Genomic DNA, 16,640 nt, shown 5'->3' on the forward strand with positions numbered 1-16,640 from the left:
TTGTCGGTGCGCCAATTCTACCATCAAGAGCAATTGGTGAAATAAAATTATTGTCAAAAAGTTTTGTGTATATCACTTTTTTGTTGTACCTTTGAGGCTTGAATAAAATTATTGTAGTTTTAGATATATGAAAACCATAGACAATTTTAATTTTGCGGGCAAGAAAGCCCTTATTCGCGTGGACTTTAATGTGCCATTGGACGAAAATTTTAAAGTAACTGATAACACTCGTATTGAGGCTGCGAAACCTACTATCGAAAAAATTCTCAAAGATGGAGGAACTGCAGTACTTATGAGCCACTTAGGTCGCCCTAAAGGGGAACGCAACGATAAGTATTCTTTGCGTCACATCGTAAGTGAAGTGGAAAAAGTATTAGGTAAAAAAGTGATTTTTGTAGATGATTGCGTAGGCGAAGTAGCCGAAAAAGCGGTAGCAGCTGCTCCTGCTGGTAGTGTGGTATTACTTGAAAACTTGCGTTTTCATAAGGAAGAAGAAAAAGGAGATGAAGCATTCTCTAAACAGCTTGCTAAACTCGGAGATATTTACGTGAACGATGCTTTTGGTACCGCTCACCGCGCTCACGCTTCGACTACTATTGTAGCGAAATTCTTCCCTAACCAGAAATGCTTTGGATACCTTCTTGCTAAAGAAATTGAAAGTATCGAAAAAGTGATGAAAACCGGCGAAAAACCTGTAACTGCTATCCTTGGTGGTTCTAAGGTTTCTTCTAAAATCACTATTATCGAAAATATCTTAGATAAAGTGAACCACCTTATCATAGGTGGGGGTATGGCTTATACTTTCATCAAAGCACAAGGCGGAAAAGTAGGTAGTTCTATCTGCGAAGACGATAAACTTGACCTTGCACTTGATATCCTTGCCAAAGCCAAAGCTAAAGGAGTAGAAGTACACTTGCCTATAGACGTAGTAGCTGCTGACGCTTTTGATAACAACGCCAAAACACAAGTAGTACCTGTAAATGCTATTCCCGATGGTTGGGAAGGATTGGACGCAGGACCTAAGACTCTTGAAAACATCAAATCGGTATTGCTTAAATCAAAAACTATTTTGTGGAATGGTCCTATCGGAGTATTTGAAATGCCTAACTTCGCTAAAGGTACCATTGCCGTAGGTGATTACGTGGCTGAAGCTACTAAAAAAGGTGCTTTCTCACTCGTAGGAGGTGGCGACTCAGTAGCTGCTGTAAAACAATTTGGTTTTGAGCATAAAGTAAGTTATGTTTCTACCGGTGGTGGAGCGATGCTTGAAAGCCTTGAAGGATTGGTACTTCCTGGTATTGCAGCTATTAACGAATAGTTAAAATATAGAAAAAGAAAAAGAGGTAACTAAAAATTAACTTAGTTGCCTCTTTTTTATATCTTCATTATTTCTTCCCTGTTACTTGGGTGATAAGGTTCATTTTCTTCTTCTTATTTTGCTGTTTTTGGTATTCATCGAACTGCATTAGCAAGTTGTTATTAGCACGGATGAGCGCATTGGTTTCTAATAAAATACTAAAATATAATTTAGTAGTTTTATGACTGGTTTCGGTAGTGCGAATACGGTCGATTTGTTTTTGTACCATCTTTGACACTTCGTTTTTCAACACCTTACAATCTTCGAAAATTACGTGTAACTTGTTATAGTCTGAACCTTTGAATATTTCAGCTTCTGCCTTAAACACATCTTCCATCTTATCGGAAATGTATTTTAAGTCACGTAGCTGATTAAATTTGAGGTTCTTGTGATTGTTGTTTACGTGTTCATAACTATTGAGTGTGATAGCGGTGAGACATTGTGCCATATCCTGCAAACAGTCCAAAATAAGGATATAAAACTTGCTGGACGCCACAGAACTTTCATTCAGCGATTTGATAAAGTAGTACACATTACCTTTCAGCTCATCGAGTTCTTTTTCGAGTTTTTTAGCATTCTTTTTGTTTTTGGTGAGTTTGCCTAAATCTTGAGTACCGAGATTCTTCACCACTTTGCTATAAAGCTGGTCGATGCGGAAAATCGTTTCGGATACATAGTTGGAGCTTTCTTTGATGACACCGCCAATGGTAGCCAAGTCGGCACGCTCAAAGCGTTTGCCTTGTGCTTTGGCTTTCTGTTTATTGCGGTAGATAATTGCGTTGCGAATGAGCACAAAGCCTACTACCATTATCATCACAATAAGCCCAATCACGCTTCCGTAATACAATATGCCTGCTACTAAAAATGCCCCGATAAAGGCAACAATAGCTGTTAAAAACCAACCGCCGATTACGTTCAGTACCCCTGCCACGCGATATACAGCACTATCGCGCCCCCAAGCTCTATCGGCAAGGGAAGAACCCATTGCCACCATAAAGGTTACATAAGTAGTAGAAAGAGGGAGCTTAAAGGAAGTACCAATGGCAATCAAACTACTGGATACCACGAGGTTAATAGCAGCACGCACAAGGTCGAAAGCAGGAAGGTCTTCTTCTTTTACATTAGGGTCAGGTTCAGGTTTTTCAAAACGGTGGTCTATTTTGTTGCTAATCGACTTTGGCATTATGAAGTTTACGGCATTGGCACAAATCACTGTAATACGCACCAAGAATCGCGATAAGAAGTTAGAAGAAAACTTCTCTTCACCTCCTTCGTTTTGACGAGATAGATTGACGCCTGTATCAATCACGTGACGTGCTTTTTTGGAAAACCAAAGAGTGAGAATCATCACAAAACCGGTGAAAAATAGCAATGCGGTAGGAGTAGAGATTTGCCCATCGGCTAAAGCACCCATTAACAAGCCGTCGTGAGCTACTCCTGAATTATGCCATATATCATACGACTGATAAGCCGCTACGGGTACCCCTATGAAGTTCACTAAGTCGTTACCCGCAAAAGCCATTGCCAAAGCAAAAGTACCGCTGAGGATAATTACCCTAAAAATATTTACTTTCATACGGATAAGCACTTGTGAGAGCACCGAATAGAAAATAAAACAGCCAATGAGTAGTGGCACTATATTCGTGTCTATCCACGCAATGGCTTCTTTAGGAATGAAAGCGACGTCTTTGAGACCTTTAAAGATAATGAAGTAGGAAAGCCCCGTAAGCGAGAGCCCGCCGAACACGCCTCCTACATATTTTACATTTTCTTGATATTTAAATGAGAATACTAATCGGGCTAAGTATTGTACTATCGTACCGACTGTAAAGGCGATGGCTACCGAGGTGAAAATACCGGTGATAATTTTGCCTGCTTCGCTTGTATTGATATAGTTGAAAGCGTTAAAAAGCGATTCGTCACTCATAAACGTTTTGATAGTGGCGACACACATCGCAGCGCCCAAGAGTTCGAATACGATAGAAACGGTTGTGGAAGTAGGTAGACCGATAGAGTTGAAGAGGTCGAAGAGGAGGATATCGGCAAGAATAACCGACATAAAGATAACCATTACCTCATCGAAATAGAAGAGCTGAGGGTTAAAGATGCCTTTACGTGCGATTTCCATCATTCCGCTAGAAAAGACGGCACCAATGGCTACCCCCACGCTGGCGACTATCATAATGGTGCGAATGGTGGCTACTTTGGAGCCTACGGCAGAGTTAAGAAAGTTAGCTGCATCGTTACTCACACCCACCACCAAATCGATAACGGCGAGCACCAAGAACACGAACAGCATAAAGATGTACACCTGTTCCATAACACTATATCAGTTTTATGGGGCAAAAGTACGAAACATTTTTTAATTAGCAAAATGGGGGTTAGGTTTTACTAATTGAGGGTTAGTAATTAGATTTTTTGGAGTATCGTAAGATATCAAAAGATAACGGAAGAGGTAATACAGGTAAAAGGTAAAAGATGAGAGGTAAAATGGGTATGGTTAGCTTATAGAGAGCTTATAGGAAGCTTATACGAATCTTGGACGATTGTTATAGAAAGGGTATATAAATAATTGATTCATAATATAATACAGCGATGTAAAAAATGGTAAAAAAGGGGTTTCGAGGCGAAAGAAAGAGGAATAGGTACTAGGCCTTAGGCCATAGGCACTAGGAGGGAGTGTGACGGAAAAGGGAAGAGATAATTAGAGAATTAGCAAATTAGAAAATTAGTAAATGGGGAAGTATGAGGTCTTAGGCAATAGGCAGTAGGGGAAAAACCTCTCCCTAGCCCTCTCAATGAGGGGGAATGTGGCGAGTCATTTATTCGGTAAGCCCCCGAACCCCCGAAGGGGGACAAGCTGGAAAAGGAGACAAACCTCCTCCTTTACACATACTCTGCTCTCGCGGTACACATACCCAGCTATTGCTGGCTATCTTCAAAAAAGGAATTGTAGCGACCAAAGGGGAGTTATCAGATGTTTGAGAGAGACTCGCAGGAGAGGGACAATAGAGACGCAAGGGGAGTTGTGGTGATGATCATATCGGACTAATGTTGATTAATGTGAGTTTGATAGTCTATTTTATTGCTAATTGTAAATTGTTTTGTATCTTTGTCCCATTAATGATTAACCATTTATAACTCATTATTAACTATTATGAAATATTTACTATTCAGTCTTTTAGCTTCCTTATGCACCATAGGAGTCAAGGCGCAAGAAAAACTTCCTAATGTTATCTTTATTTTGGCTGACGATTTAGGTTACGGCGATATAGAGCCTTACGGTCAGCAAATTATCAAAACACCCCAACTCAGCAAACTCGCTGATGAAGGAATGAAGTTTACTCAGTTTTATACAGGTACATCTGTGTGCGCGCCCTCTCGCGCTTCGTTTATTACAGGGCAAACTACGGGTGAAACGCACATACGCGGTAATGAAGAAGTGCGTGAGCCAGTAGATGGGCAAGCACCTTTACTTGCTAACGACCCATCGGTAGCACAACTTTTTAAGAAAGCAGGCTATAATACGGGTTGTTTTGGTAAATGGGGTTTAGGTATCGTTCCTTCCGAAGGGAATCCGCTAAAACAAGGGTTTGATACTTTTTTTGGTTATAACTCGCAGTTCCGCGCTCATCGTCGTTATCCTGCTTTCTTATGGCACGACAATGAAAAGGTGCTCATTCCCGAAAACGGAAATTATGAGCGCCAAGAGGTTTATGGCGAAGACCTCATACAAGAAAAAATATTGGATTATATAGGCAAACAAACAGCTGAAAAGCCTTTCTTTATGTGGCTTACTTATACACTTCCACACGCCGAATTGGTAGTGCCTCACGACAGTATTTACGCTTCGTACGAATATCTTCCCAAGAAACCTTATAAAGGGGTAGATTACGACAAGATTACTCCTAAACCTTTTGGCTGGGCAGGTTATATGTCGCAACCGCATACTTATGCCACTTATGCGGCTATGGTGAGTCGGTTAGACAAGTATTTGGGAGAAATACGCAAGCTCCTTAAAGTTAAAGGGCTTGATGAGGATACCATTATTATCTTTGCGAGCGACAATGGGGCACATCGCGAAGGTGGTGCTGACCCTAAGTTCTTCAACTCCTCAGCAGGATTGAGAGGTATTAAACGCGACTTGTACGAAGGCGGTATACGTACCCCTTACATTGTGTATTGGAAAGGCAAGATAAAGGCAGGTAGCGTAAGCGACCACATAGGGGCTTTTTGGGATATGATGCCTACCTTTGCTGAGATTACGCATCAGAAGTATGTACCCAATAGGCATCAGGTGTCGTTTTTACCTACGCTTTTAGGGAAGAAACAACAGCAACAGCATAAATACCTTTATTGGGAGTTTCACGAAATGGGAGGTAGACAAGCAGTGCGTTATAAAAACTGGAAAGGAGTACGCCTAAACGTGAATAAAGATAAAAAGGCTCCTATTGAGTTGTACGACCTTACTACTGACCCTGCTGAACAGCACAACCTCGCCGAGAAATATCCTAAGATAGTGAAGAAAATAGAGCGATTTATGGAACAAAGCCATACGCGCTCAGAGCTCTTTCCTTTTGATTGGGAGGCAAAGAAATAAAACTTACTAAGGAGGAAGAATGATAACTTAAAAGCCTTTACCTAAATACTGATTAGGTAAAGGCTTTTAAGTATGAGTATTATAGATCTTAAAAATGCTCTAAGAAGTAGGTTTAATGAGCTTTTTCATCTATTTTATTCTGCTTGGAGTCATAAGTAAAAGGCACTTTCCAAGTGATTAATAGTGCAGGAATAGTGCAAATCATTACCAATAAGAAGAAGTGTTGATATCCTAAATATTTACTGAGGAAACCACTAATCATACCAGGAACCATCACTCCTAAGTTCATCAGGCTATTGGCGAAAGCATAGTGAGCCATTTGGTATTTACCAGGAGCTATTTGTTGCATCATAAAGAGGGTAAGACCTACAAAACCGAAGCCATAACCAAAGTACTCACCTACAATTCCCAAAGCAATAGTAGGCAAGTGAGAGGGCAAGAAATAAGCAAAAAGTAGATACACTACAAATGGAATATTAAAAGCACACGCCAAAGTGAAAAGAGCTTTGCGCAACCCTACACGAGAGACAAAATAGCCAGCTGAAATAGAGCCTACAATAAAAGCAATAACTCCCGCAGTACCGTATACTAAGCCATATTCTTGTTCGATGAGCCCTAAGCCTCCTTTATCAGTTTTAGCAATGAGGAAAAGAGGAGCTATCTTCATTGCTAACCCTTCTGCAAAACGGTATAAGAAGATAAAAAACAAATAATAAAAAATATATTTCTTTCGGAAGAAAGCTACAAAAATACCCCATAGTTCTTTCATTTTTACATTAAAATCACCAGCTTGCTGAGGTTTAGTATCTTTTGGCAAAGCATAAAGGTGATATAGACCTACGAGACCTAAAATAGTAGCACAAATGCTAAGAATCAGTTGCCAAGAAGCAATTACACTCATTCCTTTTGCTTTTACGAGCCAACCTGCTAAGAAGATAAGACCACCATTGGCAAGCACTTTTGCTAAGTTGTAGAAAGCACCTTGCCAGCCAGAATATACACTTTGGGTAGCTGTGTCCAATTGTTCCATATACATTCCGTCACCTGCAATATCGTGAGTAGAACCGCTAAGGGCAATCACTCCTAATAAGGCTAAACACACAGTGAAAAAGTTGGGCAGAGGTAACGAAAAGACAATACAACCGAATAAAGCTGCTGATACTAATTCGGTAATGACAATATATTGTTTTTTAGTACCATAGAGCTCCATTATTACACTGATAATAGGTTTTAAAGACCAAGGTAAGATGAGTAAAGAAGTCCAAAAAGCGTTCTGGTCGTCAGGAATACCTAATCCTTTGAAGATAATAGGAAAAACTAATGAAAGCATCACAAAGGGAAGCCCCATAGCGAAATAGGTGGTAGGCACCCAAGTAATAGGATTTTTCTTTTTCATAATGGTTGTTTATATTACTTCATTTTAAAAATCAGACAAAAGTACAAAATAATTACAAATTGGCAAGTTAACAGATTAGCAAGTTTGAAAATACCCTAAATATACCAAAATAACTTATCAATTAAGTACTTTAAGTGCAGTTATTATTCTTTTGTTTTCTTAGCATTCATTGCTTTATAGAAGGCAGCGCGACTGAGAGGCTCATAGCTATCGGCTTCTCCTAACAAGCGTTGCTGGTCGTTAGACACTTTGCGAAAACTATAATTAGCGAGGTTGCCAGTACGCGTACAAACAGCGTGTACCTTAGTAACATACTCGGCAGTAGCCATCAAGAAGGGCATAGGTCCGAAAGGCTTTCCTTTATAGTCCATATCGAGTCCTGCTACGATTACACGTACCCCGCGATTGGCGAGCTCATTGCACACGTGTACTATCTCGTCGTCGAAAAACTGTGCTTCGTCTATACCCACCACATCGCAACCATCGGCAAGAAGCATAATGCTGGCGGCGGCTTCTACGGGTGTAGAAGGAATTTCATTGGCGTTGTGCGATACGATGTTGGTATCATCATAACGCGTGTCGAAACTGGGTTTAAAAATCTCTACCTTCTGTTTTGCAAATTGGGCACGACGTAATCGGCGAATCAGTTCTTCGGTTTTGCCTGAGAACATCGACCCGCATATTACTTCTATCCAGCCTGTCTTTTCGTTGTTATTTACAGTATTCTCTAAAAACATCACTTAAAAAGTATATAGTACTCCTACTCCTAATACTTGCTTGAATTGAGTGCGCGCGCCATAGTTGTACACTTCACCATTAGGTGCTTTGTAGGAATAAAACTTCACATCGTCGTCGTATTTGATATGCACCCCTATACGCGCTTGCACGTAACTATTTACCTTTAAGTTGAGATTAGTTTCCCAATCCACATCTATATTTCCGAAGTTTTTAAGGTAATCGCCATAGAAGTTGAAGGAAGTATTGAGTATCATATTCTCCATCACTTTCTTGTCCCAGCGACCGGACACTGAAAAACCCAGTTCGTTATGAGTACGCTTACCTTTCTTCAGAATAGTACCGTCAGGAGCACGCTGGGCTCTTTCTACCCCGAAAGCACCTTCATCGGCTAAACGTTGGTCGAGTACAGCAGTAGTTTTAAGCGTGATAGGCGAAAGGAAAATACTGAATTTTATCTTTGAAGGCGCATATTCAGTACCCAAACCAAAGGTGATATAAGCAGGGGCAAAGAATTTGGAGATAGGTTTTTCTACATCGGGATAGTTGTACCCGTTGCTGATTTGTGAAAGAAACTGATAGCGCGCCGTGTAATACCAAAACGACTGTGAGTCGCCTCGATAGCCAAACGATGAGATGAGTGAGAGTTTATCGTCGGTCTTGCGCACTTCGCGTCCTTTTTGAGCATTAATACCGTAGTTGATTTCTAATTCGTTGTCCCAAAAGAAAGTGCGTTCGGTATAACGGCGACGGAATTTGGCATTAAATATCCCCGAAATAGAACTTTCTCCTCCTGCACTCCAATTAGAAAAAGCTACCTCGCTCATATTAAGGCTCACTTGATTGAATTTGAACCATTTTTGTTGTGCTAATTTAAAACGGTTGAAAGTGAACTTTAACGCTTCGGTATCTTTCATTACCTTTACCGTATCGGACTTTACAGGGGCTTCGTACGTTCTTGCTTTGCGCACTTGCCCAAAAGCGGTAAAGGAGGTAAGAAACAGTAGAACAATGAGTTTTTTCATACAGAGAATCGTGCTAAATATTTCAGGGTGCAAAGGTAATGATAATTTGCTAATTTGGCAATTAGCAAATGAACTAATAAATGTAAAATGGAATGAATATAGCTGGTGAATGCTTGACAGACAAAGCGTAATGAAAATATAATAGTAGGGGAGAGGTATAGAATGAGAAGTAATTATCAGATTAGCAAATTGGAAGCTTGACAGATTGTCGAAAAAATCTTAATGTTTGTTAAATGTATGTATTTTCTTCAATTATTAAAAAGAAAAATACAACTTAGTATCTTACACTGTAAAAACAGTTAAAATATTATTATTCAGTTAAATAAAAGATTTATCATACTTGTCTCTTCACCGAAGCTTAACCGAAGGAAGAGCGAACCTAAGACGAAGGAAAGACGAACCTAAGACGAAGGAAAGGTGTTAGTTAGTTGAAGATCAATAGGAAGAAAGGGCTTTTAAAACTGTTGAGGAAAAAGTGTTAAAAACGTGAAAAGGTTGAAGAAAAAGCAGTTTTTGTTCTTTCACATATTGGCTTATTTTGTCAATCTGCTAAATCTCTAATTTTTAAAAACTCTTCTTTGAGCGTCTCTACTTTGCCGTGAGGAATAAAACTATCAGGAAGGGTGATGATTTTCAAAGGTATAGTATAACCGTGTTGGGTAGCAAATTCGGCTACGGCGCTGCCTAAACCGCCTGTGCTTCCTTCTTCTACTGTGATTACTTTTTTATAAGAACGGAAGATATGATGTAGCGTCGCCTCGTCCAAAGGTTTGAGAAAACGGGCATCGTAATGGGCATATTTTTCGGGTTCAGCAGTTTGAGTGAGCTGTTGTTGTACATTTTCGGCAATGGCGCCAATGGTGAGTACGGCTATCTCGCTACCTTCTTTTAGCTGTTCGCCTTTGCCTATAATTAGCTGTTGAAAAGGTTGTTGCCAATCGGTTTGTGTACAACGACCACGAGGATAACGAATGACAATGGGGTGCTCGAGCGATTGCTGAGCGGTATAGAGCAAATTGCGCAACTCGGTAGCATTACGGGGTGAAGCGATAATGAGGTTAGGAATAGGGCGCAAGAAAGCCATATCAAACACTCCGTGATGAGTGGCACCGTCTTCGCCTACGAGTCCTGCACGGTCTATACAGAATACTACGGGCAGGTTTTGGAGGGCTACATCGTGAATAAGCTGGTCGTAAGCGCGCTGTAAAAATGTGGAATATACGACACAGTACGGTATAAAACCTTGTGTAGCCCAACCGGCAGCAAAGGTAACCGCGTGTTGTTCGGCAATACCGACGTCCATTACCCTATCGGGGAATGCCTTTTGCATAGTTGTGAGTCCGCTACCACTACTCATCGCAGGGGTGATGACAACTATCTTGGGGTTCTGCTGGGCGAGTTCGGTGAGGGTTTGCCCTACTACGTCTTGATATTTAGCAGGGAGAGCAGAGTTTTCAGGCAGAGGGTTGCCTGTGATTTTATCGAATTGTGAGGGGGAATGGAAGAATACTTGTGAGGCTTCGGCTTTGGGGTATCCTTTACCTTTGGTGGTGACAACGTGTAAGAGGCGCACTCCACGGGCTTGCTTTTCGGCTTTGAGTGCCGTGATAAGCGCGGGGAGGTTGTGCCCGTCTACTACGCCTTTGTAGGTAATCCCCAAAGCACTAAAAAAAGCACTGTGGGTAGCGTGTTCGGTTTTCAGTTGGGCAAGGTAATGAGAGAACGCTCCTACGGTGGGGTCGATAGCCATTGCATTGTCGTTCAGTATAATGAGCATATTGGCATCGGTGGTGCCTGCATAGTTCAGAGCCTCGAAAGCCATACCACTCACAATAGAAGCATCGCCTATTACGGCTATATGTTGTCGCTTTTTATCGCCTGTCAAAGCTGATGCCATTGCCATACCCAAGACAGCAGAAAGAGAGGTAGATGAGTGTCCCGTACCAAAAGCATCGTACTGACTTTCTGCACGTTTAGGAAAACCACTGATACCTCCTCGCTCGCGTATATGTGTAAAATCCTCGTTTCTACCGGTGAGGATTTTATGAGCATAACTCTGGTGCCCTACGTCCCATACTAGTATATCCTGAGGAGTATCGAACACATAGTGCAACGCAATAGTAAGCTCTACCACTCCGAGACTTGCACCTAAGTGCCCACCTCGTGTAGCAATAACCTCTATAATGCGGTTGCGGATTTGTTGCGCCAGAGCAGGAAGAGAGGTTATAAGAGTATTTTTTAGTTGTTGCATATTAAGCTTACGCTATATAAATTCAACAAAAAAGTTAAAAAGGATAAGGTTTATGCCTTAGAAATCAAACAAATCTATTCAAATCAAACAATTAGAAAAGAAGTGTAGCTTGTGTTTGAAACTTTGGCTAAGTTTGCGACGCACTCATTGGCTAATTTGTTAATTTTCAAATTTGCTAATTCTTTCCTTTATTTACCAATTTCACTACTAACATTATCAGAGCTCCCATTACTACAAAAGCTATTAAAGAAAAATACCAATAGGTGATGAATAAGCCTTTTAGTATCACGGCGAAAACCACTACAAAGAGGATAATTGTCGCTATTTCGTTGAGCATTCGCAGTTGTACCGAAGTAAGAGAGGCGCGACCCGCTTGGAGTCGTTTCATTATGCGCCAAGAATAGTAATGATATACAAACAAAAAGGCGATGAATAGCAGTTTGACGTGAAACCATCCTTGTTTAATAAGCGTCCACTCGCCATCGTCGTATAGCATATAGAGTCCGCTAAGAGTCATCAGCACCAGCGCCGGCACGGTAATGATGTTCCACAAGCGCTCTTCCATAAAGCTGAATTGTTTGTGGAGAATTGAGCGTTCGGGGTCATCTTTTTCCAAGGCTTCGGTGTGATAGATAAATAGTCGCACCATATAGAAAAGCCCTGCGAAGTAGCTCACTACAAAGATGATATGTATGCTTTTAGCAATAAGGTAATCGGTCATTAGAAATATTTTAAGCGTTTCAGATTACAAAGATAGAAATTAATCAGCTAAAATAAAAAAAGAAGTCGTCCGAAAAGTTTTAATCTTATCTTTCATCTCTTGTCTCTTCATTAATCCAAGAGGAGAGAGCTTGTACCCATAGGTCGGAGTCGTTGAGGCAGGGAATCATTTTAAAATTTTCACCACCATTTTTGCGGAAAGATTTACCTCCTACTATTTCTATTTCTTCGAGAGTTTCTACGCAATCGGCGACAAAGGCAGGAGCGATGACTGCTAATTTCTTTACACCATTTCGGGCAAGTTCTATAATTTTATCGGAAGTGAAAGGGGTAATCCACTTATCCTTCCCCAAACGCGATTGAAACGCTTGTGAGTATTTTCCTTTTTCTAATCCTAACTTTTCTGCCAATAAGCGAGTAGTCTCAAAACAATGACTGCGGTAGCAGTGTGTTCCTTCTTCGCTGTAAGGGTCGCAACAAGTTACACCTTCTACAATGTGTTTGTGTGCAGAGGTAGGTGTGGTTTTGTAGAGATGACGCTCGGGTACACCGTGATAAGAAAAGAGCAAATGGTCGAAAGGGGCTGTCCCTAAATGAGCGCGTACTACCTGCGCTAAAGCCTCGATATACTCGGGGCGATGGAAGAAAGCAGGAAACTTGGTGAGGCGCATATTAGGATAAGAGGCTTTGATGAGTTTTTCGGTGAGGACTTCAATGGTTTCGGTAGTAGCCATTGCGTATTGAGGATAAAGAGGAATGAGGAGTACCTCATCAACTCCTTTGCTGTGTAATTCTTTTAGTGCATTGGCGATATTTGGGTTGCCATAACGCATTGCTAATACTACGGGTACAGAGACTTTGCGCTGTACTTTTTCAGTAAGCCAACGACTAATGACAATGAGCGGAGAACCTTCGCTCCACCATATTTTTTGATAGGCTTTACTGGTTTTAGGTGGACGCGTATTGAGAATAACCCCGTGTACCAAAGCATAGCGCAATAGGTAAGGCAGGTCGATGACGCGTTCGTCCATTAAAAATTCTTTTAGATATCGTTTGACGTCTTTTATTGCAAAGGAATCGGGTGATCCTAAATTTACGAGTAATACTCCTTTGGGCATTTTTAGTTAAGTGAAAAGTTAAAAGTTAATCGCCTGTGCGGTTCGCATTTTTCATTTGTCTGAGAGCGCTTTCAGCGAGTTCTTCCTCTACGTCGGCTTCGGGTTTGTCTTTCTCCATCTTACCATCTTTGCGCTTTTGGGCACTTACGGAGAGAATACACCCTAAGGCTAAGCACGTCATCCATAGTGATGTACCCCCACTACTGATGAGAGGTAGGTTCTGCCCCGTTACGGGAAAGAGTTCTACTGCTACTCCCATATTAATGATTGCTTGCAAGAGTATTGGGAAACCTAAGCCTAATACTAATAACTGTCCGTAGAGGGTAGGTGCTTTTTGTGAGATGACTACAATGCGAATGAGCAATAGTATGTAAAGCACCATTATAACGATAGCTCCTAATGAGCCATATTCTTCGGTGATGATAGCATAAATAAAGTCGGAGGAACTTTGAGGGAGGAAGTTTTTCATTGTGCTTTTGCCTGCTCCTTGTCCCATTATACCTCCTTTGGCAATAGCCATTTTGGAACGCTCTATCTGATAGCCTTCTTTGTTGTCCTCACCTCCCATAAACGATTCGATACGACTCATCCAAGTATCTACCCTATTGGGGAAAGCTTCAGGGAAGGCTTTTACTACTAATAAGAAAAGTGCAAGGAAAACAATTGCAATGCCTATAGCTGAAAAGATATGTTTCATTGGGAAACGACCCAAGAAAGTGAGCATCAGCACTGAGCTGAGGATTAGCATTGCGGTAGATAGGTTAGAAAGAAGCACTAAGGCTGCAATCACTCCTACGGGCATCCACAGGGGTAAGATAGTTTCTTTGAAAGAGAGTTTTTTGCCGTAGTTTTTAGCTAAATAAGAAGCTACATAAGCCATCAGCATTACCATTGCAAAGGTGGAGGGCTGAAAAGAGAAACCCCCTACGCTGAGCCATCGGCTGGCGTTTGCCCCTTCGATGGTGCTTCCTGAAAGGTTTGCAAAGATGAGCAGGAGCACCGCTAAGATAAGCCCCAGTTTAGAAGCAGGACGAAAAAAACGATAAGGTGTACGATGTACGATATAAAGAGTGAGATAGCCAACCCCTACAAACACCAAGTGCTTGATGAGGTAGCCAAAAGGAGTACCCTTACCCACTACATACACTAAGTTGGTACTGGTGCTGTACACCGCCAAGAAGGAGAAGAGGGTAAAGACGAGTATTAGCGCCCAAAGGGTTTTATCGCCTTTGATATGTGAGGCTATCCATTCGCGCATTATTACAGTTTCTGAACGGCTGCTTTAAAGAGGTCTCCGCGTTCTTCGTAGTTTTTAAAGAGGTCGAAGCTGGCGCAAGCGGGGGATAATAGTACTGTATCGCCTTCTTGAGCAAAACTTTGTGCTAATTTCACGGCTTCGTCCATTGAGCGAGTTTCGACAAGCGTGTCTATTGTGTTGTAAAACGATTGAATAATAGGGGTATTATCGACTCCGAGGCATACAATAGCTCTTACTTTTTCGTGTACATAAGGTAAAAGAGAGTTATAGTCGTTGCCTTTGTCTTGTCCGCCAACTATCCACACGATAGGAGTTTTAATGGTGTCGAGAGCGTAGAATACTGAATTTACGTTAGTAGCTTTAGAGTCGTTTACGTAAGTAACGCCATCTACTACTTTCACCTCTTCGAGGCGGTGGGGAGCACCTTTAAAGCCTTTGAGACTTTCGCGCAATGAGTTGTTGCGGATATTTACCAAGCGAGCAGCTACACTTGCTGCCATTGTATTTTTAATGTTGTGCTTGCCACGAAGGCTAATTTCTTCAACGTCGATTTCAGTAGTTTGATTCTCTAACATAATGTATATTTTATTATCTTTTAAGAAAGCTCCTTGTGGGAGTTCTTTCTCTATAGAAAAAGGTATGAGTTTAGATTTTATAGTATGGGTGCTGAGCCACTGTGTAATTACCTCGTCGTCGGCATCATAGATAAGGTAATCATTTTCAGTTTGGTTCATCGCGATACGGAATTTAGAGTCGATATAGTTTTCGAACTTATAGTCGTACCTATCGAGATGGTCAGGAGTTATGTTAAGCAACACGGCGATATGGGGGGCGAAATGCTCTATGCCGTCTAACTGAAAACTACTGATTTCGAGTACATAATACGGTGGATTTTTGGTAGCTACTAATTCGGCGAAGCTATAACCTATGTTTCCGCCAAGTCCCACTTGCAATCCCGCTTCTTTGAAAATGTGATAAGTGAGCAAGGTGGTAGTGGTTTTACCATTACTACCTGTGATGCCTACAATGAGGCTATCGGTATATTGGCTTGCAAATTCTATTTCAGAAATCACAGCAATGCCTTTTTCGTGAGCTTTTTTGATGATAGGTGCTTTATCTGGGATACCTGGGCTTTTCATAATCACATCGGCTGAGAGAATTTTCTCTTCGGTGTGTGTGCCTTCTTCCCACTGAATGCCTTCTTTGTTAAGAGTTTCGCGGTAGTGAGGTTTTAGGGAACCTTTATCGGAAAGGAATACTTCCCAGCCTTTTTGTTTACCGAGAATGGCAGTTCCTACACCACTTTCACCACCTCCTAATATTACTAAACGTTTCATTGATAAAACCTCGTTTTGTTGAGGTGCTTATTATTTTTGGGCAAAGGTACAAAACAAATAGGAATTAGCAAGGGAGAAAGCGAAAAAAAATAAATAATGCCGACAATGCCAGAAATGCCAATAATGCCAATAATACCAGAAATGCCAATAATACCAGAAATGCCAATAATACCAGAAATGCCAATAATACTGATAATTAACTTTGCCAAAGGTGCGAGCCGCACAGGCAACCGTAGCACGGCAGGCAGTAAAAATTAGCAGATTAGCAAATTTGAAAATTAGCAAATGTGGAGGGTTGGGGAGTTCGGAAGGAAACGGAGAAGTTCGGAAGAGGGGAGGAAGAGTTTTTGATGAAAAAAGGGTGTAAGGAGGGTGGGGGTAGCTTATAGAGAGCTTATAGGAAGCTTATACGAATCTTGGACGATTGGTATAGAAAGGGTGTATAAATGATTGATTAATAATATAATACAGCGATATAAAAAATGCTAAAAACGGGGTTTCGAGGCGAAAGAAAAAGAATCCTCACCCCGTTCACATACTCTCCTATTCGGAGACTTCTCCAAAGGAGAGGGGGAATGTAGCGACAGAAAGGGGAATTAGCAAATTAGAAAATTTGGAGATTAGTGAATTTGTTGGAGGAGTTTAGAGGGAATGTGCTGCAAAAATAGGATTAGAAAATTTGGAGATTAGTTGGAGGGACTCAGAAAGACTTCTCTCTTTATTCACTTACTCGGCTACTACGGGTAACTCTCAGAGAGTATAGGTGAGTGATTTTCAACTTTGCCAAAGATCGTAGCACGACGGGCGAATAGAAATTTTGCCAAAGTGTAGGGCTCATTGGAT

At 41.2% G+C, this 16,640-nt stretch carries 14 protein-coding genes; 4 read left to right on the forward strand and 10 right to left on the reverse strand.

The features are described 5' to 3' along the window. The first annotated feature begins 127 nt into the window (after positions 1 to 127). Entirely contained in the window at positions 128 to 1,318 is a 1,191-nt protein-coding gene (locus COCH_RS06640; RefSeq protein WP_015782471.1) for a phosphoglycerate kinase, read from the forward strand. Positions 1,319 to 1,385: 67 nt separating this feature from the next. Here COCH_RS06640 and COCH_RS06645 read toward each other — a convergent pair whose 3' ends face one another. After that, positions 1,386 to 3,677: an inorganic phosphate transporter gene (locus COCH_RS06645; RefSeq protein WP_015782472.1), complete on the reverse strand. Its 2,292-nt coding sequence runs from the start codon at positions 3,675 to 3,677 to the stop codon at positions 1,386 to 1,388. Positions 3,678 to 4,165: 488 nt separating this feature from the next. Here COCH_RS06645 and COCH_RS06650 point away from each other — a divergent pair, with 488 nt between their 5' ends. Together COCH_RS06650 and COCH_RS06655 are read left to right on the forward strand one after the other, a co-directional pair. Further along, complete coding sequence (locus COCH_RS06650; RefSeq protein WP_015782473.1) at positions 4,166 to 4,342, forward strand: hypothetical protein; 177 nt, start codon at positions 4,166 to 4,168, stop codon at positions 4,340 to 4,342. A 172-nt stretch (positions 4,343 to 4,514) separates the two neighbouring features. Next, entirely contained in the window at positions 4,515 to 5,957 is a 1,443-nt protein-coding gene (locus COCH_RS06655; protein ID WP_015782474.1) for an arylsulfatase, read from the forward strand. A 112-nt stretch (positions 5,958 to 6,069) separates the two neighbouring features. Here the strand turns inward: COCH_RS06655 and COCH_RS06660 are convergent, their stop codons facing one another. The 9 genes from COCH_RS06660 to COCH_RS06700 form a co-directional block, all read right to left on the reverse strand. Next, positions 6,070 to 7,353: an MFS transporter gene (locus COCH_RS06660; protein ID WP_015782475.1), complete on the reverse strand. Its 1,284-nt coding sequence runs from the start codon at positions 7,351 to 7,353 to the stop codon at positions 6,070 to 6,072. A gap of 143 nt (positions 7,354 to 7,496) precedes the next feature. Continuing rightward, positions 7,497 to 8,090: a thymidine kinase gene (locus COCH_RS06665; RefSeq protein WP_015782476.1), complete on the reverse strand. Its 594-nt coding sequence runs from the start codon at positions 8,088 to 8,090 to the stop codon at positions 7,497 to 7,499. Positions 8,091 to 8,093: 3 nt separating this feature from the next. Continuing rightward, positions 8,094 to 9,113: a DUF3078 domain-containing protein gene (locus tag COCH_RS06670; RefSeq protein WP_015782477.1), complete on the reverse strand. Its 1,020-nt coding sequence runs from the start codon at positions 9,111 to 9,113 to the stop codon at positions 8,094 to 8,096. 541 nt (positions 9,114 to 9,654) lie between these two features. Then, the gene (locus tag COCH_RS06675; RefSeq protein WP_015782478.1) at positions 9,655 to 11,364 is read right to left on the reverse strand and encodes a 1-deoxy-D-xylulose-5-phosphate synthase; all 1,710 of its coding nucleotides are present in this window, start codon (positions 11,362 to 11,364) and stop codon (positions 9,655 to 9,657) included. Between the two features lie 175 nt (positions 11,365 to 11,539). Next, entirely contained in the window at positions 11,540 to 12,085 is a 546-nt protein-coding gene (locus COCH_RS06680) for a CopD family protein (RefSeq protein WP_015782479.1), read from the reverse strand. A gap of 85 nt (positions 12,086 to 12,170) precedes the next feature. Then, positions 12,171 to 13,202: a ferrochelatase gene (hemH, locus tag COCH_RS06685; RefSeq protein ID WP_015782480.1), complete on the reverse strand. Its 1,032-nt coding sequence runs from the start codon at positions 13,200 to 13,202 to the stop codon at positions 12,171 to 12,173. 25 nt (positions 13,203 to 13,227) lie between these two features. Continuing rightward, complete coding sequence (locus COCH_RS06690; protein WP_009421080.1) at positions 13,228 to 14,460, reverse strand: FtsW/RodA/SpoVE family cell cycle protein; 1,233 nt, start codon at positions 14,458 to 14,460, stop codon at positions 13,228 to 13,230. A gap of 2 nt (positions 14,461 to 14,462) precedes the next feature. Next, positions 14,463 to 15,797 (reverse strand): UDP-N-acetylmuramoyl-L-alanine--D-glutamate ligase, encoded by a 1,335-nt coding sequence (murD, locus tag COCH_RS06695; RefSeq protein ID WP_015782481.1) that lies wholly within the window; start codon positions 15,795 to 15,797, stop codon positions 14,463 to 14,465. Beyond that, positions 15,794 to 16,006 (reverse strand): hypothetical protein, encoded by a 213-nt coding sequence (locus COCH_RS06700; RefSeq protein ID WP_143713221.1) that lies wholly within the window; start codon positions 16,004 to 16,006, stop codon positions 15,794 to 15,796. Before COCH_RS06700 ends, murD begins: the two co-directional genes overlap by 4 nt. 78 nt (positions 16,007 to 16,084) lie before the next feature. Between COCH_RS06700 and COCH_RS12520 the strand changes: the two genes are divergently transcribed. Further along, a complete protein-coding gene (locus COCH_RS12520) occupies positions 16,085 to 16,186 on the forward strand; it encodes a glycosyltransferase (protein ID WP_223375712.1) in 102 nt (33 codons plus the stop codon). The last annotated feature ends 454 nt before the right edge of the window (positions 16,187 to 16,640 follow it).

It is taken from the genome of Capnocytophaga ochracea DSM 7271, assembly GCF_000023285.1.
GTDB classification, from domain to species: Bacteria; Bacteroidota; Bacteroidia; order Flavobacteriales; family Flavobacteriaceae; genus Capnocytophaga; species Capnocytophaga ochracea.